The organism is Vibrio sp. B172a (genome assembly GCF_030248355.1).
GTDB lineage: Bacteria > Pseudomonadota > Gammaproteobacteria > Enterobacterales > Vibrionaceae > Vibrio > Vibrio owensii.
Map to the genome: position 1 here is coordinate 32,201 of NZ_JAHGAC010000006.1, position 22,715 is coordinate 54,915.

Below are 22,715 nucleotides of genomic sequence, written 5' to 3' on the forward strand. Positions count from 1 at the left end.
GGGCTTTTTCTTAATGGACAGTTAAGACAAACTTTTTAATTAGAAGCCGTAAGACGCACCGAACACGAACGCGTTGTTCACTAGGCTGTCACCCGCTGAGTTTTCTGCACCGTGAGCTTGGCTACGGAACTCAAAGTATGGCTGTACGCCTTTACGAGTCCATGTTGCACGCAACTCGTGGTCCATGGTCTCTGCTTCAATCATGTAAACGTTGTTGTAGCTGAAGGTCACGTCTTCGTTCATCGCGTAACCAATGCGGTTATCCATGCGGTAATCTGTATCAGCATCAGCGTCTGTCGCATCAATGTGTGCACGAGTACGGTTGCTTAGCGAGATACCGTTATCGAAGTTGTAGCCGATTTTAACCAAAGGACGGTATTGGATGCTCTCACCCGCAGAGAATAGGTGTTGGTAACCTGCTGCAACCCATAGGTGATCAGTGATGTTAAATGCTTGCTCACCACCCACAGTGATTGCTGGTGTTGTGTTACCTGCGCCGCCGTTTTCAGTTTCTAGTTTACCTAGTTGAATGCCGTCAAACTCAGTGTAAACCGTGAAGCCGCCGAATTGGTTATCGAAAGTGTGGCCTGCTTCTAGCGTTGATGTCATGTCCGAACCGTGGATTCGGCCATCATCGTGGAATTGGATGTTACCCGTTACGTAAGATGAGCCTGCGAAAGCGCTTGATGCGAAAACAAGAGAAAGTGCACTTAGTGCAAAAACGTTTTTCATAATTACTGCCTTTATTTGTTCACGTTATGCGATGAGATGTCCGGCTATCACTTGCCCTTCATCGCAAACATTGGGATGTGCCTCCCTGGCGACAGCAATACTGCGCAATTTAATTCGCATTGAAAAATAAATCGTTTAAAACAGTGATCCAATTCAAATCAACATTTTCGAAATCCAAAAAAGTTTATTAAATACAGGACCTTGCTATAAAACCTAAAAATTCGTCAAAAAAATAAAGTGTGAAGTCAGGCTAGTTACACTCTCAAATCAAGCATTAAACAAGCATCGAGATCACACTATTCTTTTCTTTCTAAATTGCGAACTTAATTATCAGTAAAAAATAATCAGACATTGATCACGCTTATTTTCCGCAGAAAAATAAACAAAGCCCCCAACATAAGTTGAGGGCTTTGAGTAAGGAACAATGATTTTAGTGAATGATTAGCAGAATTACTTCACGCTAGTCACGCGGCTTGTCTTCTCGCCTGTCGCAGATACAGAGCGGATAAACACTTCACCTTTCACATTAGGACGAGCATTGTCTGCGTAAGTTAGCCAGTTCTTGCCGTCTAGAGAGTATTGAAGCATCACGCCAGGGAACTGAACGTTCATTGCTAGCTTGCCATCTTCTACTTTCGCACCTGGTACAGGTAGGCGGTAGTCGATACCTGATTTCTCTAGCTTAGCCAGTTCACGTTGACCAAGTACGTTCGCAAAGCGGTTGTAGTCTTGGTTTAGCGCAGCTTTGTCTACTAGGTTAGAGTTTTGCGAGTATTCAACACCCACTTTGTAGTCGTTTTCCCAATCAGCACGGTGCCATGCACGCTCAGCGGCTGCTAGTACGCGAGGGAATACCATGTACTCGTATTGCTCGTCGTTACGTACTGTCTCAGACCAAAGCTGTGCTGATAGACCGTAGAAAGGTTTCGCTTCGATTTCACCTTTACCAGTGAAGCCATTGCCATCACGGTCTACTGAGGTTTCTGCGTTCTGAGGCATGTTCTCTGGTGCAAAACCAAACATCTTACGAGTATCTGTTGCACGTGTTGCCCAGTAGTAACCACGCTCTTTCGGGTCAACTTCGTATGGCATGTCCATGTACACGTAGTCTGGGTTAGAAACGATCACGTCGTAACCTTTCTTAGACCACTCGTACACTGATGATGTGCCACCCCAGTAAAGAACGTCCCAGAAGTTAACACGTGTGTTTTCTGTTGCGAACGCTTTCTCACCTTCACTGTATTTAAGGCCATCTTGCCAAGCTTGGAAGTTTGGAATGCCCTTCTCTGCCACAATCTTTGACACTTCTTCTGCAAAGTGGCTTGGTAGATGAGCAAAGTCGCTTACCGTACCGTCCGCAATTAGCGTCTGACATTGTGGAGATTGTGCGAATGGCTTGTCTTGTTTAGACAGGTCAATCGTACCTTTCCAGCTTACTTTGTCTTCAGCATTCACATCTTGGAAACCAGCGCCTAGCTTGATGTTCTTCGCTTCGTCACCACCAAAGTGCCATGTTGTTAGCGGCGTGCCCGCTTCTTGGTGCATTGCTGCTACTTCTGAAATCACTTTATCAACAAAGCGAGTTGAAGATTCCATACATGGGTTGATGAAGCTTTGCTTGTTGTAGAACTGAACCGTCGTTACGTTCGATGTATCTTGAGGATCCATCAGGCGGTACTCGTTCGCTTCTACTTCTTTACCTTCTTCCATTAGACGGTCGTAACGTGCTTCCATTGATACCACTGCTGCACGAGCGTGCGCTGGCATATCAATTTCAGGAATCACTTCGATGTTACGCGCTTTCGCGTACTTCAAGATGTCCACGTAGTCTGCTTTGCTGAAGAAGCCAGAACCAAAGTTGTCTGTCGTTGCACCTGAGCCAAGCTGAGGCAGTAAACAGCTTTCCTCTTCCAAATCGAAACAACGGTTAGCACCCACTTCAGTCAGCTCAGGCAGACCCGGGATTTCTAAACGCCAGCCTTCATCATCCGTTAGGTGAAGGTGTAGTTTGTTCATCTTGTACGCTGCCATTTGGTCAAGCGTTGCAAGAATTGCGTCTTTAGAGTGGAAGTTACGAGCCACGTCCACCATCACACCACGGTAATCAAAACGCGGCGCATCTTTAATAGACAGTTGTGGTAGAGAATCAGCATTTTGGCTATCTACCAGGCCAAAGATAGATTGTACTGCGTAGAAAGCACCTGCTTGGTCAAACGCTTTAATCGCAATACCGTCGCCTTTGATGCTCATTTCGTAAGCACCAGATTTTGCCAATTCACCGGTGAAGTCTGCAGGAACAACAGTGATGCTTACAGGAAGATCACCACGAACATCCACACCTACCACTTCTGCACGATCTTGAATTGCTGCGTATTGAGTCGCATCGAATGCGTCTTTAGGCAGCGCGATACCCGCCGCGATATCTACGGTACCTTTACCTGCTTCAACAGACATTGGCGTTGGTAGTAACGTGGTTGATACGTCTTGTTTTGCTAGGTCTTCGTTCTTCTCGAAACGAGACACAGCGTTTGCAAATACGTTGTTGTCATCTGGCGTACGTTTTAGGTTGTTGCCCTCAAGGCCAGTCACGAAAGATGCAACGTCTTCTGTGTTAAGAGAAGCGATCATCTTAGGCTCTGCATTTGGTGCAGCAACGAAAGCGCCTGGCATGAAGTCAGTTTCAAATAGCTGCCAGTATTCAGCAACAAGAGGAAGCACAACCTCTTCACCCGCAGCAAAACCATCAAACTTATCTGTTGGTTCTAGTTTGTGTAGGTCACCCGTTACGCGAGAGATTTTGAACTGTTCGTTTTCAACATCCAGAATCAGACGAATGCTGTGGAAGTAAATAGCCCAATCTTTAGAGTCAACCGCTTCACCTTGGTTAACTAGCGTCATGTTTACTTTGTTACAAGACGCCCACTCAGCACCCATGTCTTGACATGCAAGACCTTCATTTGCGCCGTGGTTAGTCAACACTTCATATTGAATATCAAGGTTGTCAGCCAATGAGTTTACAACTTGTTGCTCAGAGTTCTGTAGTGAAGAGCAACCTGCCAATGTAGCGATAACAGAAGCAGCAATCAGACTATGTTTCAACATCTTACTTTCCCCAAAAAGTCAGTGGTTCAAAACGACATTTATCAAAAATGGTGAGCACCTAAATGCGAGGCGCTTAACAGTTGCATTCAACATACAAGCAGTTATTTCTAAGCGTAAAATTAATGGAACTAAGAAGTGATCCAGCTCAAATTCAGCTTCAAGCAGAAAAATATAAACATATTAATTTCAATTACTTAGTTAAAACGTTAAAAACGACCAACTTTTTTTGACGAGTTTGTTGCGATCTCAATCACGAATATTGATGGGGTTCGACTGGTTTTATAGGATTTTGATCACTATTGGTTATTAAGTGAACCATTAACAACAAACTCAATTGAAACGCTTTCGTGAATTAGCTCTCATTTCTCCGCCGTTAAAACTCGTCAATATTTTTAAAAATGACGATTTTGCCGAACCGTGTTATAGATAAGATGCATATTGAATTCGAGGAGCAAAATATGTTTCGACTCTTGTCCGTAATGTCATCTCTGATCGTCTTTTTTACTTCTTATTCAGTTCAAGCCGAGCCACAGCATTGGCTAGCAAAGAAAGGCGATATGGAATACATGATTATTGGCTCCGTTCATGTGGGTGACAAAACCATGTACCCACTGCCAAAAGCCGTCACCCAGTTCCTCAAAAACAGTGATGGCTTAATCATCGAAGCCGACGTTCGAAATACCGAAGGCGTGACGTACCCAAAAACCGACTTTCTGGCCAAAGATGTTTTAGATAGAACCCAGCGCAAACACCTGGCAGAGATAGCCAATGACTTAGGCCTACAAGAAGCACAGTTACTCAATGCGCCACCATGGTCTGCGGCTTTAACCATTCAACTGATGTTGGTAAACAAACTGGGTTATGCATCCGACCAAGGTGTCGACATGCACTTGATTAACCTAGCCGATAAACAACAAGTGCCAGTACTGCCTTTGGAAAGTGTGCAGTTTCAGTTGGATTTAATCGCGGGACAAAAAGATGGTGGTAAAGAGTTGCTGCTTTCTTCGATTGAAGAATACGATGGTGGTGAAAAACTGGTGCAATGCTTGATCGACAGCTGGAAGAGCGGTGACGGCAGCACATTAGAAGAAGCATCCATGAGCGAACAATCGAGCGATGAGTTCAACGAGGCTTTCTTGTATGACCGCAACCGAGATTGGGCTGAGAAATTGGATTCTGGCAGCGTGTTACCGAAGAAGTCAGGCCAATACACAATTGTTGTCGGCAGCTTGCACTTAGTCGGTAAAGACAACCTGATTGAACTGCTCGAAAAACGCGGCTTTACGATTGAACCACTTGGCAATACACATAAGGCAGACTGCGATATCTAATCAATAGCGTTTTATATAGCCGGGATTCGGGAACAAGTCCCGTCAACCCCCTTCTTAATAAAGATACCTTTTATCTTTATTCTCAAAGAGTACCCCTCGATTCCCAAAGCGAAGCGCTCCCGATTCTCGGAGCGTAGCGTTTCTAACTGAGAGATTCCCGACTGCGCTCCTTCGTCGCTTTCGGGAATGACGCCTTTGAATTCAGCGCTTTTTGTTCGTCATCCTCAAGAGCGAGGGACGAGCGAGTTGGGGATCTCTTCCGTTTTCATTTACAAATGGGCAAAAACTAATTTGCTTCAAAGCGTTCCGTCTCTCGCATCTCGAAGGACGTAGTCCGTTCCCGAAGCGAAGCCTTCTCGATTCTCGGAGCGTAGCGTTTCTAACTGAGAGATTCCCGACTGTGCTCCTTCGTCGCTTTCGGGAATGACGCCTTTGAATTCAGTGCTTTTTATTCGTCATCCTCAAGAGCGAGGGACGAGCGAGTTGGGGAGCTCTTCCGTTTTCATTTACAAATGGACGAAAGCTGATTTGCTTTAAAGCATTCTGTCTCTCGCATCTCGAAGGACGGAGTCCGTTCCCGAAGCGAAGCGTTCTCGATTCGAAAGCCTCAAATGCAAAAAAGCCGTAGCATTTCTGCTACGGCTTTCTTTAATACGGTCGATGAAGAGCCATACTCTAACTTCAGGCGAACCCCATTTGGTTCGCTACTATCAAAGCCAAATTTGCGACCGCTCAAACGACGAAAGCCTGCTCATTGAGCAGGCTTTCTAAAAGTGGTCGGTGAAGTAGGGATTCGATTGGACTGGCATTCCAGACCCCGCCCCTCTGGTTCCAAATAAATATCACCACATACGAAAAAGGCTCTACATTTCTGTAGAGCCTTTTTCTCAATATGGTCGGTGAAGAGGGATTCGAACCCCCGACCCTCTGGTCCCAAACCAGATGCGCTACCAAGCTGCGCTATTCACCGAGATGTTTAACTGAGGACTTATCCCCGTCAACGGATGCGTATATTACGGATTCTTTAGAGAGACGCAAGCGCTTTTTACAAAAAAACCTAATGTCTTATTTCGATTGACGATTTACTGAACACTAGCACGTGAAATGTGACTAAGAACCCACAATAAAATACAGATTATTAACCTTGGCAACATAATTGATCCAGATCAGTGTGCAAAAAAACACCACCTATTAACGTTGTCCATGTCGGGAACATCTTGGAGGAAACATATGGACTTTTGGCTTGAACTCCTATTTGGTAATGCGGTGGGACTATCGTCAATGATAGTAATCTTTGGGACAATTGGACTGATGTTGTTTTTCAGCGGTTTCTTCATTTACAAGATTATGAACGACAAATCTCCTCACTAGATCTCGCTTAGCTCTAGAAACGCTTTGCACCGGAGTTGGTAACCTGCCTGCTCCGGTTTTTTATTTGATCCCAGTACACCACTCGTTGATATAATCTAACTATTCCTACCCTGTTCTTTATGAGATTGCCGTTATGTCTCAAGACAACGATTTTGATCTGTTCCAACAGATGATGGGCGATGTAAAGCCTATCGACCAAGACACTGCCGAGCATAAAAAAGTGCACCAAGTGACGGATGCTCAACTAGCGAAACGCGAAGCTGCAATTTGGCTTACGGAAGATGATCCAGAATACTTATCGATTGACCATGCAGAAATGCTCAAACCCGATGACTTTATCGAGTTCAAACGCGATGGTGTACAAGATGGCGTATACCGCAAGCTGCGCCTTGGTAAGTACCCGATTCAAGCTCGACTTGATCTGCACCGTAAAACGCTAAAAGAAGCGCGCGACGAAGTCGTTAAATTCCTCAAACAATGTATTGAGATGGACATCCGAACGGTCATCATCGTGCATGGCCGTGGTGAACGTTCAAATCCACCAGCATTAATGAAGAGTTTTGTCGCGAGTTGGCTACAACAAATTCGTGAAGTGCAATGCGTTCACAGTGCGCAACGATTCCACGGTGGCAGTGGTGCTGTGTACGTTCTATTAAGAAAGAGTGCTGAAAAGAAAATGGAGACCCGTGAACGTCATCAAAAACGTTTAGGCTAACCGGATTCTCGGTGCTAGAATGCCCGATCTTATCTCGCCTTGCTGCTTTAATTAGCAGCAGGCACTTCAATTAACCGCCGTTGTGAAACGTTAGGAGACTTACATGTCACAAGACAACGCAAAACGCTTAAACAAATACATCAGCGAAACGGGCTTCTGCTCGCGTCGTGAAGCAGACCGCCTTATCGAGCAAGGCCGTGTCACTATTAATGGTCAACAACCAGAGATGGGCACAAAAGTACTGCCAGGCGATGATGTTTGTGTTGATGGCAACCCTGTTGCAGCGAAAGAAAAACCAATTTATATCGCGTTGAACAAACCAACCGGTATCACTTGTACTACCGAGCGTGATATTCCGGGCAACATCGTTGATTTCATCGGTCATAAAAAACGTATCTTTCCTATCGGTCGTCTGGATAAACCTTCCGATGGTTTGATCTTCCTTACTAACGATGGCGACATCGTTAACAAGATTCTGCGTGCTGGTAACAACCACGAGAAAGAATACGTAGTACGTGTTGATAAGCCAATCACCGGTGAATTCCTCAAGCAGATGTCGAGCGGCGTGAAGATCCTTGATACGGTTACTCTGCCTTGTAAAGTAGAGAAAGAAACCAAATTCTCTTTCCGTATCGTACTAACTCAAGGTCTGAACCGTCAGATCCGTCGTATGTGTGAAGCGCTAGGCTACGAAGTTTTCAAACTGCGTCGCGTACGTATTATGAACATCTCACTTGATGGCATTCCTAACGGTAAATGGCGTTATCTGAGTGACGACGAAGTGACAGAGATCTTAGCAATGTGTGAAGGCTCTGTGGGTACAGAAGAAGCATCAAAAACAGATTCTAGAGGACGCAACATTCGTAAAGCGACCGACGCGAAGCTGTACGATAGCCGTGAAGAGAACCAAGGTTCAACGGCGCGCCGCAACCAGAAAACACGTACTTTCCGAGGCAACAATGCAGATGAATTCCGTCATGCACCGAACTCGAAGAAAGGCCAACAGCGTCGTCAACGTGATGATGAGGGCGGACGTCCAGCAAAAGAACATTACAAAGCGAAACCACAAGGTGAACGCAGCAGACCGCAAGGCGAGCATGGTAAATCACACCGTAAGCCGGATGCATCGGGCAATACGCACTCAGCAAACAAACCTCAATCACCGAGTAAGCCTAAGCAGCATTACATGAATCCAAATGCGGCGAAGCCAAGCAAGCCAGCTAAACGCACTGGTGGTACATTGAGTCTGAAGAAGTAACGCTTCATTTACTGGCAAGATCAAAAAAGGACGCTCATGGGCGTCCTTTTTATTTGTCATGTATTTAGAGGCAAAGAGGGGCAAACTGACCGCGAGTTAAGCTCAGCAAATCTTTCGGGGCTAACTCGATTTCTAAACCACGTTTACCTGCACTCACACAGATTGTGTCTTGCTCTGTTGCGCTTTCGTGCAAAAAAGTCGGTAGTGCTTTCTTCTGCCCCAGTGGGCTAATCCCACCAACAACATACCCTGTGGTCTTTTGCGCGATTTCGGGATCGGCCATATCAGCCTTTTTGCCCTTCGCTGCTTTCGCCGCCAGTTTTAGGTTCAGCTTTTGATCAACAGGGATAATCGCAACCGCAAGGTTCTTTGGCTCGCCGTTCAAGCAAAACAACAAGGTTTTGAATACTTTCTTTGGATCTTGTCCCAATACCTCAGCCGCTTCTAGTCCATAGCTGTCTGCTCTTGGATCGTGCTCGTATTGGTGAATAGTGTGTGTAACTTTTTTCTTTTTCGCAAGATTAATGGCCGGAGTCATCAAGATTCTCCTTATAAAACAAAAAACGCTGCACCTAGTGAGGAGCAGCGCTTTAAGTTAATGGTATCAGCGACTTTGAGTCAATCGCTTTTTACTTGTAAACGATGTCACCAGAAGGCGCGTACTCATTTACATCAATTGGACTGTGTGATTCCAAGAATTCTTTCAGTACTTCAGCATCCGTAAAGCCCGTGTTGACGTAACCCGGATGAGTATTCACTTTCGGGTAACCATCACCACCTGACGCATTGTAGCTTGGTACGGTGAAGCGGTATTGACCGTCTAGGCGAAGCTGTTTTTCACCGATGAAAACATTCGATACTTTGCCATTTTCAACTGTCATGGTAATGCCAGCAAACTGAGCGTAAGCACCTGAATCAACTGGCTTTGTCGCCACGACGTTTAAGTAATCGAGCACTTCTTTACCCGACATATCGACGTAAGACACCATGTTGCCAAATGGCTGAACCGTCAGCACGTCTTTGTAGGTGATGTCGCCCGCTTCAATCGAATCACGAACACCGCCCGAGTTCATCACAGCAAAGTCCGCCTTCGCGCGCTCCATGTGGGCTGTAGCAATCAAACGACCAAGGTTAGTTTGCTGGAAACGAACGACGTTGCGGTCACCTTCCAGTTTGCCGTTAGATTCGGCAATTTTCACATTCAACTGGCCCTGACCTTTTTCTTGGTAAGGACGAAGGAAATCCAGCATTGCCGAGTCTTGTGCAATTTCATCTTGAACCAATACACGTTGAGACTCGCCGTTCACTTTGATTTTCTTCTTCAAGTTAACCGGAATCAGATCGTAGCTCACCATCGACAGCTCGCCGTTGCGGAACTCGTAATCAGCACGACCAACGTACTTACCCCACTCGTACGCTTGCACGATGTAAGTACCGTTTTGCTCATCTGGCTTGCACTCTTCACCCGGCTTAAAGTTCTTCTTAATGACGTTAGGGCCTTCCATACAAACAGGCTCTTGTGAGTGACCACCCACAATCATGTCCAAATCACCTTCATTTAGGTAGCGAGCCAACGCCACGTCACCGGGAGCATTCACACCACGGTTGCCGTTTTCGTAGTGACCCATGTGTGTCACTGCGAAGATAAGGTCCGGCTTTTCAGTTTGCTTCAGTTCAGCAATCAGCTTTTTCGCTTCTTCTTTCGGGTCGCGGAAATCAACCTCGCCGATGTACTCTGGGTTACCCAGTTTTGCCGTGTCTTCTGTCGTAAGGCCAATCACGGCAATCTTGATGCCTTGCTTGTTGAACATGGCATAAGGTTGGAACAATCGCTCGCCGGTTTCTTTGTCGTAAATGTTGGCAGACAGCATCGGGAAGTTTGCCCACTCTTGCTGTTTGAACAACACTTCCAGTGGGTTATCGAATTCGTGGTTACCCAGCGCCATCGCGTCGTAACCAATCTTACTCATGCCTTTGAAGTCAGGCTCAGCATCTTGTAAGTCAGACTCAGGAACACCAGTGTTGATATCACCACCTGATAGTAGAAGCACGCTACCGCCTTCGGCTTGAATCTCTGCACGCAGTTCATCAATCAGCGTCTTACGTGCCGCCATGCCGTACTCACCGTACTTGTTTTGCCAAAAGCGACCGTGATGGTCATTGGTGTGCAGTACGGTCAGTTTGTAAGTTGTGTCTTCATTCCATTCGTGTGCTGGTTGCGTGGCACATCCGGCAATAGTTGCCAAGATAGCTGCGCTCAAAGCGGTTTTTACAATCAGGCGTTGCTTCATTGTTTTACCTTTTTATCGTCTGGGGTCCACTGCATTACGCGTTCAGCAACCAAGAAACAGGGTTCTCATTGTGCTAAAACGCGCAAACTTGGCGCTAGTGTAAATCACTAAGGTATTGATTTCATGTTTCTGCGACGCACTTTACTCATAGCGAACCAGTTCGCCGCAAATCTAAGCAAATTATAGACATAATCAAAGTGGTGTAAGGAAGCGAGAAGCGAGAAGCGAGAAGCGAGAAGCGAGAAGCGAGAAAAGGATAGTGAAGCAGAATCAATGTGTCGATGCAAAAATGGCCAGCACACAGGCTGACCATTTCATTTAAACATTCACAACAATCGATTATTTGATATCGATGTCTGCAAAGCTCTTGATTAGATCGTCTAGCGATTTCATTTGCGCTAGGAACGGCTCTAGTTTGTCTAGCGGCAGCGCCGATGGGCCATCACAACGTGCTTGATCTGGGTTCGGGTGCGCTTCAATAAATAGACCTGCAATACCTGTTGCTAGACCTGCTTTCGCCAGTTCAACTGTTTGCTCACGACGACCGCCTGATGCCGCGCCCGATGGGTCACGCATTTGTAGTGAGTGCGTTACGTCAAAGATGATTGGGCTGCCTTTCGATGCGTTTTTCATCACACCAAAACCAAGCATATCAACCACTAGGTTGTCGTAACCGTGGCAAGAACCGCGCTCACAAAGGATGATGTTTTCGTTACCACATTCTGCAAACTTCTCAACGATGTTACCCACTTGACCAGGGCTCATGAACTGAGGTTTCTTCACGTTGATCACCGCACCTGTTTTTGCCATTGCTTCAACAAGATCAGTTTGACGAGCTAGGAATGCAGGAAGCTGGATAACGTCAACCACGTCAGCCACTGGTTGAGCTTGCGCTTCAGTGTGAACATCAGTGATGATCTTCACGCCGAACGTGTCTTTCAGTTCTTGGAAGATTTTCATGCCTTCTTCTAGACCTGGGCCACGGTATGAGTGAACAGAACTGCGGTTTGCTTTGTCGAACGACGCCTTAAACACGTATGGGATACCAAGCTTGTCCGTTACTTTTACGTAGTGCTCACAGATCTGCATAGCAAGATCACGAGACTCAAGAACGTTCATACCTGCAAATAGGGTGAATGGCTTGTCGTTAGCAACTTGAATGTCGCCAATATTAACGATTTTCTGTTCCATTTTGATTCTCTTTTATCTGTCTTCGACATGCCGTTTGAGCATGCCGATAAAATTAGTGAAGCGTAACGTGCTTTTCGCTCATGGCGTTAACTTGTGATTTTAGTAGCTCTGATGCCGGATCGTCTGGGCATTGGTCAATAAAGTACTGAAAATCAGACACCGCTACCTGATGGCAATCCAACTGCTGGAAGATAAAACCACGGTCACGAATCTCGTATGGGTCATCTGGTACAAACGTCAACGCAAGGTTGGTACAGCGCAGCGCCAATGTGTAACGCTCTTCACGTAGCATGGCGCTCTTAATCAACGCCAACCAACGACCAATCACAGTCGGGTTGTCCGCTTCTTCAAAGTGTTCTGGCTTTAATGTTGCCAGCGGGCCTTCTTGACCAATCAACCAAGCTTGGAGGATTTTCTCACCGACATACTCACCGTTAAACGGGTTAATGTAGTCTGGTGTTTTGTGCATCCAATCCACTTTGATCAAAAACTGAGTCGGGAATGTCACCCCTTTCATCGGGAAGCCAAGACGATTGCCCAAGTAAAGTAAGATGGCACCAAGACTGACCGGAATGCCTTTTTTGCGCTCCAACACCTTGTCGATAAAGCTGTTGTCAGAGATAAAGTATTCTTGTTCGTCGCCTTTAAAGCCCCATTCGTAAAAGAATAGGCGCAAGAAAGAGTCAAAACGCTGCTCTTCGTCCGTCTCATGAACCAGAATCGCTTCGGCCTCTTCGTAGAGACGTTCTAGTTCCAGTTTTGCCCAATGGACATTGGTGTCTGGATTAATGGAATGGTTTAGCTCTAACGCGCCTTCCACCAACGCCATGTTGTCAAAATCTTCGTCAAAAAACTCAAGCATGAAGATTACCCAAATAGGTTTGGATTTTTAGATACTGCAATATTGGCGGCCATGACTAACCAGCCCAGAGCGCCAAAGAAGGCAAAAATTCTCAGCAGCTTGTTTTTCGCCATTTTCAGAGCGAAGAAACCAAGAGCGATGTACGCCAGCACACAAGTGATCTTGTTGGTTAGCCAAGGTGCAGCATCCGTAAATGGAATAAAGCCGGTCACCATAATTAGGCCGATACCTGACAGCAATAGCGCCGTATCAACAATATGCGGGAAAACTTTCAAGAAGCGATTGTTGCGCTTTGGAGAATCCATCATCAACAATACAAATCGGATCGATAGCAGCGTCGCGCTCAACGCGATCGTTACTAAGTGAATGTGTTTTAGAGCTACGTACATTTTCTTTCTCTTTTATAAGTTACTGCTGACTTGCTCGTTATTATTGCGGTTTGTAACAACCGAGCGTCACTCGATCGTTATCACCATAGTCTTTTTCCGTAACGACTTGTTCAAAACCAAAGTGCGTCATGATCTCACGAACGGCTTCGCCCTGATCATAACCATGTTCGAAAGCAAGCCACCCACCCTCTTGCAAATATTGACGTGCAAGATCAGAGATATGACGAATATCCGCTAGACCATTCTCATCGGCAACCAACGCCGATTTTGGTTCGAAACGCACATCTCCTTGAGAGAGGTGTGGGTCTTTTTCGTCGATGTACGGTGGGTTGGAGACAATTAAAGCAAACTTTGTTCCGCTGGCAATAGGTTCGAACCAACTACCTTGATCAAACGTCACATTTTTGATGTTTAATTGCGACGCATTGTGCTCAGCCAGCTCTTTCGCCTCTTGCTTAAGATCGATGCCCATCACTTGGCGATTTGGCATCTCAGACGCCAATGCTAAAGCTATCGCGCCAGTTCCTGTGCCAAGGTCTAAGATCGGTCCCGTTTGTCCGAAAGTCTTATCTAATGCGACTTCAACCAAACGTTCAGTATCTGGTCTTGGGATCAATGTGGATGGCGAGACTTTAAGAGGTAACGACCAAAACTCACGTTCACCAATGATGTAAGCCACCGGCTCACCAGCGATGCGTCGTGCCAATAGTGCATCAAACTGAGCTTGTTGCTCGGTTTCTAATGCTCTTTCTGGCCAGGTCAGTAGGTAGGTTCTTGGTTTGCCAAGGACATGGCAAAGAAGGACAGCTGCATCGAGAGAAGGCGACTCTTTGCCGCCTTCTGTCAGAATTGCCGTCGCACTTTTCAGTGCTTGCTCAATAGATTGAACTTGGCTCATCGATTAGCCGTTCTCAGCTAGCGCCGCTAGTTGATCTGCTTGGTGTTCTTGAACTACTGGATCGATCAGGCTTTGTAGATCACCTTCCATCACTTCGTTCAAACGGTAGATGGTTAGGTTGATACGGTGATCAGAAACACGACCTTGTGGGTAGTTGTAAGTACGGATGCGGTCACTACGGTCACCAGAACCTAGTAGGTTACGACGTGTGTCAGACACTTCTGCCGCACGACGCTCTTGCTCCGCTTGAACGATACGAGCAGCAAGTACTGCCATCGCTTTCGCTTTGTTCTTGTGTTGTGAACGCTCGTCCTGACACTCTACGACTGTACCAGTTGGTAAGTGAGTAATACGGATTGCAGAGTCCGTGGTGTTAACGTGCTGACCACCCGCGCCAGATGCACGGAAGGTATCGATTTTCAGGTCTGCAGCTTTGATTTCTGGCAGATCCGCTTCTGGGATTTCCGCCATAACCGCTACGGTACACGCAGAAGTATGAACACGACCTTGAGATTCTGTAGCAGGAACACGTTGTACACGGTGACCGCCTGACTCAAACTTCAATACGCCGTATGCACCGTCGCCGCTCACTTTCGCGATCATCTCTTTGTAACCGCCGTGTTCTGCTTCGTTAGAAGACATCACTTCGATGCGCCAACCACGCTTCTCTGCGTATTTGCTGTACATGCGGAACAAGTCACCCGCGAAGATGCCTGCTTCATCACCGCCTGCACCAGCACGGATTTCAAGGAAACAGTTACGGTCATCGTTTGGATCTTTTGGAAGAAGAAGAATTTGTAGCTCATCAGTCAGACGCTCGATCGCATCTTTTGCTTCTTTGATTTCTTCCTGCGCCATTTCACGCATTTCTTCGTCGTCTTCGTTAGCCATATCTTCAGCAGCGATGAGATCATCTTGCGCTTGTTGATACGCTTGGAAGCAATTAGTAACTTCTTCTAGCTGAGAGTACTCTTTTGATAGAGCGCGGAATTTATCCTGATTTCCAATAACATCAGGATCACCAAGAAGATGTTGAACTTCTTCGTAACGTTCTACTAGCGTTTCTAGCTTAGTCAGAATAGAGGCTTTCATAGTGTCGTTTTCTTAATAAAAAGCGTGAGTTACAGATCATCCAAACCAAGGGTCTGGCGGATAACCGTTAATTTTGCTGGTTCGCCCTGCTCGGCCGCACTTTGCAGCGCACGAGTTGGAGCGTGAATCAGTTTGTTGGTGAGTTTATTACTAAGCTCGCGCAGTACTTTCTCTGGGTCTGCGCCCGTTGCCAATGATTGTAGGCTCTTACTTAGCAAATCTTCACGAATTTCGTTGGCCGATTTACGATAATCACGAATACTGTCCACCGCTTGGAGTGAACGTAGCCACGTCATAAATGCCGCGCTTTCTTCGCTTACGATCGCTTCTGCTTGAATCGCTTCTACTTTACGTTGTTCAATGTTGCTATCGATGATCGACTGCAAGTCATCCACCGAATACAAGTAAGCATCATTCAATTCACTGACCTGCGCTTCCACATCACGTGGTACCGCAATATCCACCAAGAGCATCGGCTGGTGACGACGTTTCTTCAACGCAGTCTCAACCATCCCCTTACCAATAATAGGCAGTGGGCTCGCCGTTGAGCTAATCACGATGTCCGCTCTTGATAAATGGTCCGGAATTTCATTCAAGCTGATCACTTCTGCCCCAAATTGCTCCGCTAACACAAGAGCACGCTCTCGAGTACGGTTTGCAACAATCATCTTAGTACAGCCGTTCGACGCCAAGTGCTTCGCCACCAATTCGATGGTTTCACCTGCGCCAACCAACAATACTGTTGAGTCAGACAGTGATTCAAAGATGTGTTTCGCCAGTGTACATGCAGCATAAGCTACCGACACCGCGTTACCACCAATATCAGTTTCTGTTCGAACACGTTTTGCGACTGAGAAAGTCTTTTGGAACAACTTATCAATCGACGCATCCACCGCCTGATGATCTCGGGAATCAGAAAACGCTTGTTTTACCTGACCCAAAATCTGAGGCTCACCTAGTACCAGTGAATCAAGGCCGCAAGAAACACGCATCAAGTGCTTAATCGCCGCTTGCTCTTCATGGACATAAAGGCTGGGCATCAAGTCTTCTTGATTAACTTGATGGAACTGGGCTAGCCAGTCGATAAGCTTATTTCGCGCTCCTTGCTTCACGTCGCAGTACACTTCGGTGCGGTTACAGGTAGAAACAATCACACTGCCATTTACGGCTTCATGGTCTCTGAGTTGCTCAAGTGCTGGGCCCAATTTATCGGGTCCGAACGCCACTTTCTCTCGCAAGTCAACAGACGCTGTATTGTGATTGATTCCAATAGCAAGCAAGGACATCTAACGTGGTATCTCTGAGATCGGTTATAAAATAGGTTCAGAATTTTACTGTAAGCACGCATTTATTGAAAGGGTAAGCCGGATTTGTTTTCCTTCGCTCGGCTTTTCAATGCTATAGTTGTGAGCGATTACCGATGAAACTGATTAATAAGCCATCAAACATGACCTTACGCTCCTTTCTCATCTTGCTCTTATCGAGCCTAGTACTCGCGGGTTGTAGTTCTGTTCCTGAAAGTGTCACCAGCGTAGAGTGGCAAGCGCACGAACAGCGACTGGAAACCATTGATAACTTTCAAGCTACAGGCAAACTTGGCTACATTGGCCCTGATCAAAGACAAAGCCTGAACTTTTTCTGGAAGCACTCTTCCGCCTTAAGCCAATTGCGCTTAACCACTCTGCTTGGTCAAACCGCATTAAAGCTCACGATTACCCCGCAAGGCGCGACTGTCGAAACGTACGATGACCAAGTGCTCTCTGCTCGTGATGCTAACCAACTCATTTTCCGTTTGACCGGTTTGATGATGCCAGTCGACCACATGCCAGATTGGCTACTCGGCTTGCCAACCGATGCAGACTCTTTCCAACTTTCACCAACCAATACATTACAAGCCCTCGATAAACAGATCGGCCCGAATGATTGGAACATCGCGTATCAACGCTATGGTGACATTGAATGGCATCAACAGACATTGCCTCTACCAAGCAAGTTAAAGCTGAGCACAGCAGACGTAAAAATTAATTTAGTGATCACAAAATGGAACATCACCCAATGATCGATATTTCAACCCGCTGGCCATCTCCTGCGAAATTGAATCTCTTTCTTTATATCAATGGCCGAACTGAAAACGGCTACCACGAGCTACAAACACTATTCCAATTCGTCGATCACGGCGATGAACTCACCATTCAAGCGAACGACTCTGGTGAGATCACCATTTCACCTGAGATTGAAGGTGTTCCTCTAAAAGATAACTTGATCTGGAAAGCTGCCACGGCGTTGCAACGCTACGCAAATTGCTCATACGGTGCCCATATTGATCTTCATAAGATCTTACCGATGGGCGGTGGCATTGGTGGCGGTTCTTCAAATGCGGCAACAGCGCTGGTTGCACTGAACTACCTATGGCAAACCCACTTAAGTGATGATGAATTAGCCGAAATCGGCCTTGCGCTTGGTGCTGATGTACCCGTTTTTGTTCGCGGCTTTGCGGCATTTGCGGAAGGTGTTGGCGAGAAACTTTCTCCGGCTCATCCAGATGAGAAATGGTATTTGGTTGTTCGCCCAAATGTTTCCATTGCAACCGCCGACATATTCGGTCATCCAGATCTGACCCGAAATACGCCAAAACGCGATTTAGAAACGCTTTTAAACGCGCCAAGCGTAAACGATTGCGAAAAAATTGTACGAATGCTCTACCCAGAGGTTGATAAGCAACTTTCATGGCTGCTACAATACGCGCCGTCAAGATTGACGGGGACAGGATCTTGCGTTTTTGCTGAATTTTCGAGCAAAACCGAAGCGGAAACTATCCTTGCACAACTCTCTGATAAAGTCTCGGCATTTGTCGCTCAAGGGCGCAATGTTTCGCCACTGAAAGAGACTTTGGCTGAATACCAATCAGCCTCACACCGACCTATTTAAAACTGGACGCAAACCCGAGGTTTCCACCGTGCCTGATATGAAGCTATTTGCTGGTAACGCAACACCTGAACTAGCCCAACGTATTGCTGATCGTCTTTACATCTCTCTAGGTGATGCATCTGTTTCTCGCTTTTCTGATGGCGAAGTTGCAGTTCAAATCAACGAGAATGTTCGTGGTAGCGATGTTTTTATCATTCAATCCACTTGTGCACCGACTAACGACAACCTAATGGAACTGGTTGTTATGATTGATGCAATGCGCCGTGCTTCAGCAGGCCGTATCACTGCAGTTATTCCTTACTTCGGCTACGCTCGCCAAGATCGTCGTGTACGTTCTTCTCGTGTGCCAATTACTGCAAAAGTTGTTGCTGATTTCCTATCTAACGTTGGTGTTGACCGCGTTCTGACTATCGACCTACACGCAGAGCAAATCCAAGGCTTCTTCGATGTACCAGTTGATAACATCTTCGGTACGCCAGTACTTCTAGAAGACATGCAATCTCGTGGTCTAGAAAACCCAGTAGTGGTTTCTCCTGACCTAGGTGGCGTTGTTCGTGCTCGTGCAACAGCAAAAGCGCTAGGCGATATCGACATCGCTATCGTTGATAAGCGTCGTCCACGTGCAAACGTTTCTGAAGTAATGAACCTAATCGGTGACGTTGAAGGTCGCGACTGTGTGATCGTTGATGACATGATCGATACAGGTGGCACACTATGTAAAGCAGCTGAAGCGCTAAAAGAACGCGGTGCTAAGCGTGTATTCGCTTACGCAACTCACGCTGTTTTCTCTGGTAACGCTGCAGACAACATCAAGAACTCAGTTCTTGACCAAGTTATCGTAACTGACTCTATCTCTCTATCTAAAGAGATGGCTGCAACTGGCAAAGTAACTACACTAAGCCTATCGCGCATGCTAGCTGAAGCGATTCGTCGTATCAGCAACGAAGAGTCAATCTCTGCAATGTTCAACTAATACGAACATTTCAGTTAGACTGATTTTAAAAGCACCCCTCTTTGGGGTGTTTTTTTATTTGTATCGATAGGCAGAAAATCCCTTGGTCGCCCACTGTGAGAATTCTGTGCTATCATACTGCGCTTTTTGAGATTCCAGAGAGATCCTAACCTTGACTCAACCAATCAAACTTCTTGTTGGTCTTGCTAATCCGGGACCAGAATACGCCAAAACTCGCCACAATGCGGGCGCTTGGGTTGTAGAAGAATTAGCTCGCGTTCACAACGTTACCCTGAAGAACGAACCAAAGTTCTTTGGCCTAACAGGACGCATTTTGGTCAATGGCCAGGATCTCCGTTTGCTAATCCCAACCACCTTCATGAACCTATCTGGCAAGGCGATCGCAGCACTCGCGAAGTTTTACCAAATTAAGCCAGAAGAGATCATGGTTGCTCATGACGAGCTAGACTTACCGCCAGGTGTCGCTAAGTTTAAGAAAGGTGGCGGTCACGGTGGCCATAATGGTCTGCGTGACACCATTAGCAAACTGGGCAATAACAAAGATTTTTATCGTCTTCGTATCGGCATCGGCCATCCGGGACACAAAGATAAAGTGGCAGGTTTTGTACTAGGCAAAGCTCCAGCAAAAGAGCAAGAGCTACTAGACGCCGCAGCTGACGAGTCAGTGCGCTGTCTAGATATCCTAATTAAGGATGGTCTATCAAAAGCACAAAATCGCCTCCACACGTTCAAAGCTGAATAAGGTTACTATCATGGGTTTTAAATGTGGCATCGTTGGTCTTCCTAACGTTGGTAAATCAACTCTGTTTAACGCACTAACTAAAGCGGGTATTGAAGCAGCAAACTTCCCGTTCTGTACCATTGAACCAAACACTGGTGTGGTTCCTGTGCCAGATCTACGTCTAGATGCTCTAGCAAAGATCGTTAACCCACAGAAAGTTCTGCCTACTACAATGGAATTCGTAGACATCGCTGGTCTAGTTGCAGGTGCATCTCGCGGTGAAGGTCTAGGTAACAAATTCCTAGCGAACATCCGTGAAACTGACGCAATCGGCCACGTTGTACGTTGTTTCGAAAACGACAACATCGTTCACGTTGCAGGTAAAGTATCTCCAATCGAAGATATTGAAGTTATCAACCTTGAGCTAGCAATGGCTGACCTTGATTCTTGTGAGCGCGCGATTCAGCGTAACGCTAAGAAAGCAAAAGGCGGCGATAAAGACGCAAAATTCGAACTAACTGTTCTAGAAAAACTGCTTCCTATCCTAACGGAAGGTGGCATGGCGCGTACTGTTGAGCTTACGAAAGAAGAACTAGCAGCAATTGGCTACCTAAACTTCCTGACGCTAAAACCAACTATGTACATCGCTAACGTGAACGAAGATGGTTTTGAAGACAACGCTTACCTAGACGCAGTACGTGAGTTTGCAGCAAAAGAAAACAACGTTGTTGTTCCTGTATGTGCAGCGATCGAATCAGAGATGGCTGAGCTAGAAGACGACGAGCGTGAAGAGTTCCTAGCTGACCTTGGTATCGAAGAACCAGGTCTAAACCGTGTTATCCGCGCGGGTTACGAACTGCTAAACCTACAAACTTACTTCACAGCTGGCGTGAAAGAAGTTCGTGCATGGACAATCCCTGTAGGTGCAACTGCGCCAAAAGCAGCAGCGAAGATCCACACTGACTTTGAAAAAGGCTTCATCCGTGCAGAAGTTGTTGGTTACGACGATTTCATCCAATGCAACGGCGAAAGCGGTGCGAAAGATGCAGGTAAATGGCGTCTAGAAGGTAAAGAATACATCGTTAAAGATGGTGATGTTGTACACTTCCGCTTCAACGTATAATTAAGTGAATGAATTTTAAACACTTCATTTACATAAAAAGCCAGCCATAGTGCTGGCTTTTTTTATACCTTTCATAAACAACAGAAAATAAACTCCCTCGCTCCAAGCCAATTTATTTCCAGTTTTAGATCATAAACGCGCCTCTTTGTTTAAAAAGGAAGCGAACGATGGATTTTGCGGGATTTATTGAAAAAAACTGTTGACGGATCTCACTCAACTTCGCATAATGCGCGCCGTTCCCGACAACAAGGCAACTTAGCGACGAGAACGAAAAATATGGTATTGGCTACGTAGCTCAGCTGGTTAGAGCACATCACTCATAATGATGGGGTCACAGGTTCGAATCCCGTCGTAGCCACCATTCCTAAACATTCTTTTATTAGAATAGTTAGGAATAGATGCGGTCGTGGCGGAATTGGTAGACGCACCAGATTTAGGTTCTGGCGCCGCAAGGTGTGAGAGTTCAAGTCTCTCCGACCGCACCATGTTTTAAGTAGTAGAAATACTACTGCCTGCAGGTCTATCGCCAAGCGGTAAGGCAGCGGCTTTTGATGCCGCCATTCCCTGGTTCGAATCCAGGTAGACCTGCCATTTTTCCAAAGTGAGATTCCTTTAAGAAAAAGGGTTGTCACTTAGAGCGTGAAGGTTTATATTGTCTCGCTCAAAAAGATGGCTACGTAGCTCAGTTGGTTAGAGCACATCACTCATAATGATGGGGTCACAGGTTCGAATCCCGTCGTAGCCACCATTCTTTCTTTAATGAAAGAAAAAATTACAACGATTAGTTTTTACCAATTAACTAATGGTTAATAGATTTCAAGATGCGGTCGTGGCGGAATTGGTAGACGCACCAGATTTAGGTTCTGGCGCCGCAAGGTGTGAGAGTTCAAGTCTCTCCGACCGCACCATCTTGAATCAAAATTAAATAAATATATGCGGTCGTGGCGGAATTGGTAGACGCACCAGATTTAGGTTCTGGCGCCGCAAGGTGTGAGAGTTCAAGTCTCTCCGACCGCACCATATATTTATTGCCTGCAGGTCTATCGCCAAGCGGTAAGGCAGCGGCTTTTGATGCCGCCATTCCCTGGTTCGAATCCAGGTAGACCTGCCACTATCTTAATTATTGAGTTTACTCAGTAGTTATGCGGTCGTGGCGGAATTGGTAGACGCACCAGATTTAGGTTCTGGCGCCGCAAGGTGTGAGAGTTCAAGTCTCTCCGACCGCACCATGATTAAAGTCTCTTTTATTAGAGCAATGTAGGGCTATCGCCAAGCGGTAAGGCAGCGGCTTTTGATGCCGCCATTCCCTGGTTCGAATCCAGGTAGCCCTGCCATTTTTTCCCTTTAAAGGGACGTTATTGAGGTTTTACCAATTCTCTCGATAACAACAATTAAGATGCGGTCGTGGCGGAATTGGTAGACGCACCAGATTTAGGTTCTGGCGCCGCGAGGTGTGAGAGTTCAAGTCTCTCCGACCGCACCATCTTAATTAAAAGAACACATATGTTGTTAAAACATATTGTTGGCTACGTAGCTCAGCTGGTTAGAGCACATCACTCATAATGATGGGGTCACAGGTTCGAATCCCGTCGTAGCCACCATTTATTTTATTGTCTAGGTTTTACCAATTTCCTAGATGATTTAGAAAAGTCGCGGTCGTGGCGGAATTGGTAGACGCACCAGATTTAGGTTCTGGCGCCGCAAGGTGTGAGAGTTCAAGTCTCTCCGACCGCACCAT

19 protein-coding genes and 13 tRNA genes are annotated in these 22,715 nt (G+C 46.2%); 21 read left to right on the plus strand and 11 right to left on the minus strand.

Going from position 1 to position 22,715, the window contains the following annotated elements; genetic code table 11:
- Window positions 1–39 precede the first annotated feature (39 nt).
- Both KIT90_RS07450 and KIT90_RS07455 read right to left on the minus strand, forming a co-directional pair.
- Window positions 40–732, minus strand: coding sequence for an oligogalacturonate-specific porin KdgM family protein (locus tag KIT90_RS07450; protein ID WP_005438618.1), 693 nt, complete (start codon window positions 730–732; stop codon window positions 40–42).
- A gap of 450 nt (window positions 733–1,182) precedes the next feature.
- Window positions 1,183–3,834: a beta-N-acetylhexosaminidase gene (locus KIT90_RS07455; protein WP_171371871.1), complete on the minus strand. Its 2,652-nt coding sequence runs from the start codon at window positions 3,832–3,834 to the stop codon at window positions 1,183–1,185.
- 458 nt (window positions 3,835–4,292) lie between these two features.
- On the opposite strand from KIT90_RS07455, the gene KIT90_RS07460 reads away from it, so the two are divergent.
- On the plus strand, window positions 4,293–5,165 hold the full coding sequence (locus KIT90_RS07460) for a TraB/GumN family protein (protein WP_171371870.1): 873 nt from the start codon (window positions 4,293–4,295) through the stop codon (window positions 5,163–5,165).
- Between the two features lie 893 nt (window positions 5,166–6,058).
- On the opposite strand, the gene KIT90_RS07465 is transcribed toward KIT90_RS07460, so the two are convergent.
- Window positions 6,059–6,135: transfer RNA gene (locus KIT90_RS07465), tRNA-Pro, on the minus strand.
- 260 nt (window positions 6,136–6,395) lie between these two features.
- On the opposite strand from KIT90_RS07465, the gene KIT90_RS07470 reads away from it, so the two are divergent.
- The 3 genes from KIT90_RS07470 (at window position 6,396) to rluF (ending at window position 8,509) form a co-directional block, all read left to right on the plus strand.
- A complete protein-coding gene (locus tag KIT90_RS07470; protein WP_020198127.1) occupies window positions 6,396–6,536 on the plus strand; it encodes a DUF3149 domain-containing protein in 141 nt (46 codons plus the stop codon).
- 133 nt (window positions 6,537–6,669) lie between these two features.
- Window positions 6,670–7,251 carry a DNA endonuclease SmrA gene (gene smrA / locus KIT90_RS07475; RefSeq protein ID WP_171371869.1) on the plus strand — a complete coding sequence of 194 codons (582 nt, stop codon included), beginning with the start codon at window positions 6,670–6,672 and terminating at the stop codon, window positions 7,249–7,251.
- Window positions 7,252–7,354: 103 nt separating this feature from the next.
- Window positions 7,355–8,509, plus strand: coding sequence for a 23S rRNA pseudouridine(2604) synthase RluF (gene rluF, locus KIT90_RS07480; protein WP_285376070.1), 1,155 nt, complete (start codon window positions 7,355–7,357; stop codon window positions 8,507–8,509).
- A gap of 64 nt (window positions 8,510–8,573) precedes the next feature.
- Here the strand turns inward: rluF and ybaK are convergent, their stop codons facing one another.
- The 8 genes from ybaK to hemA form a co-directional block, all read right to left on the minus strand.
- Window positions 8,574–9,047, minus strand: coding sequence for a Cys-tRNA(Pro) deacylase (ybaK, locus tag KIT90_RS07485; RefSeq protein WP_005438610.1), 474 nt, complete (start codon window positions 9,045–9,047; stop codon window positions 8,574–8,576).
- 91 nt (window positions 9,048–9,138) lie between these two features.
- Window positions 9,139–10,800, minus strand: coding sequence for a bifunctional UDP-sugar hydrolase/5'-nucleotidase UshA (ushA, locus tag KIT90_RS07490; RefSeq protein WP_171371867.1), 1,662 nt, complete (start codon window positions 10,798–10,800; stop codon window positions 9,139–9,141).
- Between the two features lie 339 nt (window positions 10,801–11,139).
- Window positions 11,140–11,991: a 3-deoxy-8-phosphooctulonate synthase gene (gene kdsA, locus KIT90_RS07495; protein ID WP_005438608.1), complete on the minus strand. Its 852-nt coding sequence runs from the start codon at window positions 11,989–11,991 to the stop codon at window positions 11,140–11,142.
- A gap of 52 nt (window positions 11,992–12,043) precedes the next feature.
- Entirely contained in the window at window positions 12,044–12,853 is an 810-nt protein-coding gene (locus KIT90_RS07500) for a SirB1 family protein (RefSeq protein ID WP_045377562.1), read from the minus strand.
- Between the two features lie 5 nt (window positions 12,854–12,858).
- Window positions 12,859–13,242, minus strand: coding sequence for a SirB2 family protein (locus tag KIT90_RS07505; RefSeq protein WP_005449241.1), 384 nt, complete (start codon window positions 13,240–13,242; stop codon window positions 12,859–12,861).
- 40 nt (window positions 13,243–13,282) lie between these two features.
- On the minus strand, window positions 13,283–14,140 hold the full coding sequence (gene prmC, locus KIT90_RS07510) for a peptide chain release factor N(5)-glutamine methyltransferase (RefSeq protein WP_020198207.1): 858 nt from the start codon (window positions 14,138–14,140) through the stop codon (window positions 13,283–13,285).
- A gap of 3 nt (window positions 14,141–14,143) precedes the next feature.
- On the minus strand, window positions 14,144–15,232 hold the full coding sequence (gene prfA / locus KIT90_RS07515; protein WP_005438604.1) for a peptide chain release factor 1: 1,089 nt from the start codon (window positions 15,230–15,232) through the stop codon (window positions 14,144–14,146).
- A gap of 29 nt (window positions 15,233–15,261) precedes the next feature.
- A complete protein-coding gene (gene hemA, locus KIT90_RS07520; protein ID WP_009705659.1) occupies window positions 15,262–16,518 on the minus strand; it encodes a glutamyl-tRNA reductase in 1,257 nt (418 codons plus the stop codon).
- Between the two features lie 134 nt (window positions 16,519–16,652).
- On the opposite strand from hemA, the gene lolB reads away from it, so the two are divergent.
- The 17 genes from lolB (at window position 16,653) to KIT90_RS07605 (ending at window position 22,714) form a co-directional block, all read left to right on the plus strand.
- A complete protein-coding gene (gene lolB / locus KIT90_RS07525; protein ID WP_005438601.1) occupies window positions 16,653–17,291 on the plus strand; it encodes a lipoprotein insertase outer membrane protein LolB in 639 nt (212 codons plus the stop codon).
- A complete protein-coding gene (gene ispE, locus KIT90_RS07530; RefSeq protein WP_005438600.1) occupies window positions 17,288–18,160 on the plus strand; it encodes a 4-(cytidine 5'-diphospho)-2-C-methyl-D-erythritol kinase in 873 nt (290 codons plus the stop codon). Before lolB ends, ispE begins: the two co-directional genes overlap by 4 nt.
- 28 nt (window positions 18,161–18,188) lie before the next feature.
- Window positions 18,189–19,133, plus strand: a complete 945-nt coding sequence (locus KIT90_RS07535) for a ribose-phosphate pyrophosphokinase (protein WP_010446481.1) — start codon at window positions 18,189–18,191, stop codon at window positions 19,131–19,133.
- A gap of 151 nt (window positions 19,134–19,284) precedes the next feature.
- On the plus strand, window positions 19,285–19,875 hold the full coding sequence (pth, locus tag KIT90_RS07540; protein WP_020198204.1) for an aminoacyl-tRNA hydrolase: 591 nt from the start codon (window positions 19,285–19,287) through the stop codon (window positions 19,873–19,875).
- A 10-nt stretch (window positions 19,876–19,885) separates the two neighbouring features.
- Window positions 19,886–20,977 (plus strand): redox-regulated ATPase YchF, encoded by a 1,092-nt coding sequence (gene ychF, locus KIT90_RS07545; protein WP_009705656.1) that lies wholly within the window; start codon window positions 19,886–19,888, stop codon window positions 20,975–20,977.
- Between the two features lie 284 nt (window positions 20,978–21,261).
- Window positions 21,262–21,338: transfer RNA gene (locus tag KIT90_RS07550), tRNA-Met, on the plus strand.
- Between the two features lie 39 nt (window positions 21,339–21,377).
- Window positions 21,378–21,462: transfer RNA gene (locus KIT90_RS07555), tRNA-Leu, on the plus strand.
- Window positions 21,463–21,493: 31 nt separating this feature from the next.
- A tRNA-Gln gene (locus KIT90_RS07560) sits at window positions 21,494–21,568 on the plus strand.
- An 80-nt stretch (window positions 21,569–21,648) separates the two neighbouring features.
- Window positions 21,649–21,725: transfer RNA gene (locus KIT90_RS07565), tRNA-Met, on the plus strand.
- Window positions 21,726–21,800: 75 nt separating this feature from the next.
- Window positions 21,801–21,885 (plus strand) — tRNA-Leu (locus KIT90_RS07570).
- Between the two features lie 27 nt (window positions 21,886–21,912).
- Window positions 21,913–21,997 (plus strand) — tRNA-Leu (locus KIT90_RS07575).
- Window positions 21,998–22,013: 16 nt separating this feature from the next.
- Window positions 22,014–22,088 (plus strand) — tRNA-Gln (locus KIT90_RS07580).
- A gap of 33 nt (window positions 22,089–22,121) precedes the next feature.
- Window positions 22,122–22,206, plus strand: a tRNA-Leu gene (locus KIT90_RS07585).
- A gap of 30 nt (window positions 22,207–22,236) precedes the next feature.
- Window positions 22,237–22,311: transfer RNA gene (locus KIT90_RS07590), tRNA-Gln, on the plus strand.
- Between the two features lie 64 nt (window positions 22,312–22,375).
- Window positions 22,376–22,460: transfer RNA gene (locus tag KIT90_RS07595), tRNA-Leu, on the plus strand.
- Window positions 22,461–22,501: 41 nt separating this feature from the next.
- Window positions 22,502–22,578, plus strand: a tRNA-Met gene (locus KIT90_RS07600).
- Window positions 22,579–22,629: 51 nt separating this feature from the next.
- Window positions 22,630–22,714: transfer RNA gene (locus KIT90_RS07605), tRNA-Leu, on the plus strand.
- Window position 22,715 lies beyond the last annotated feature (1 nt).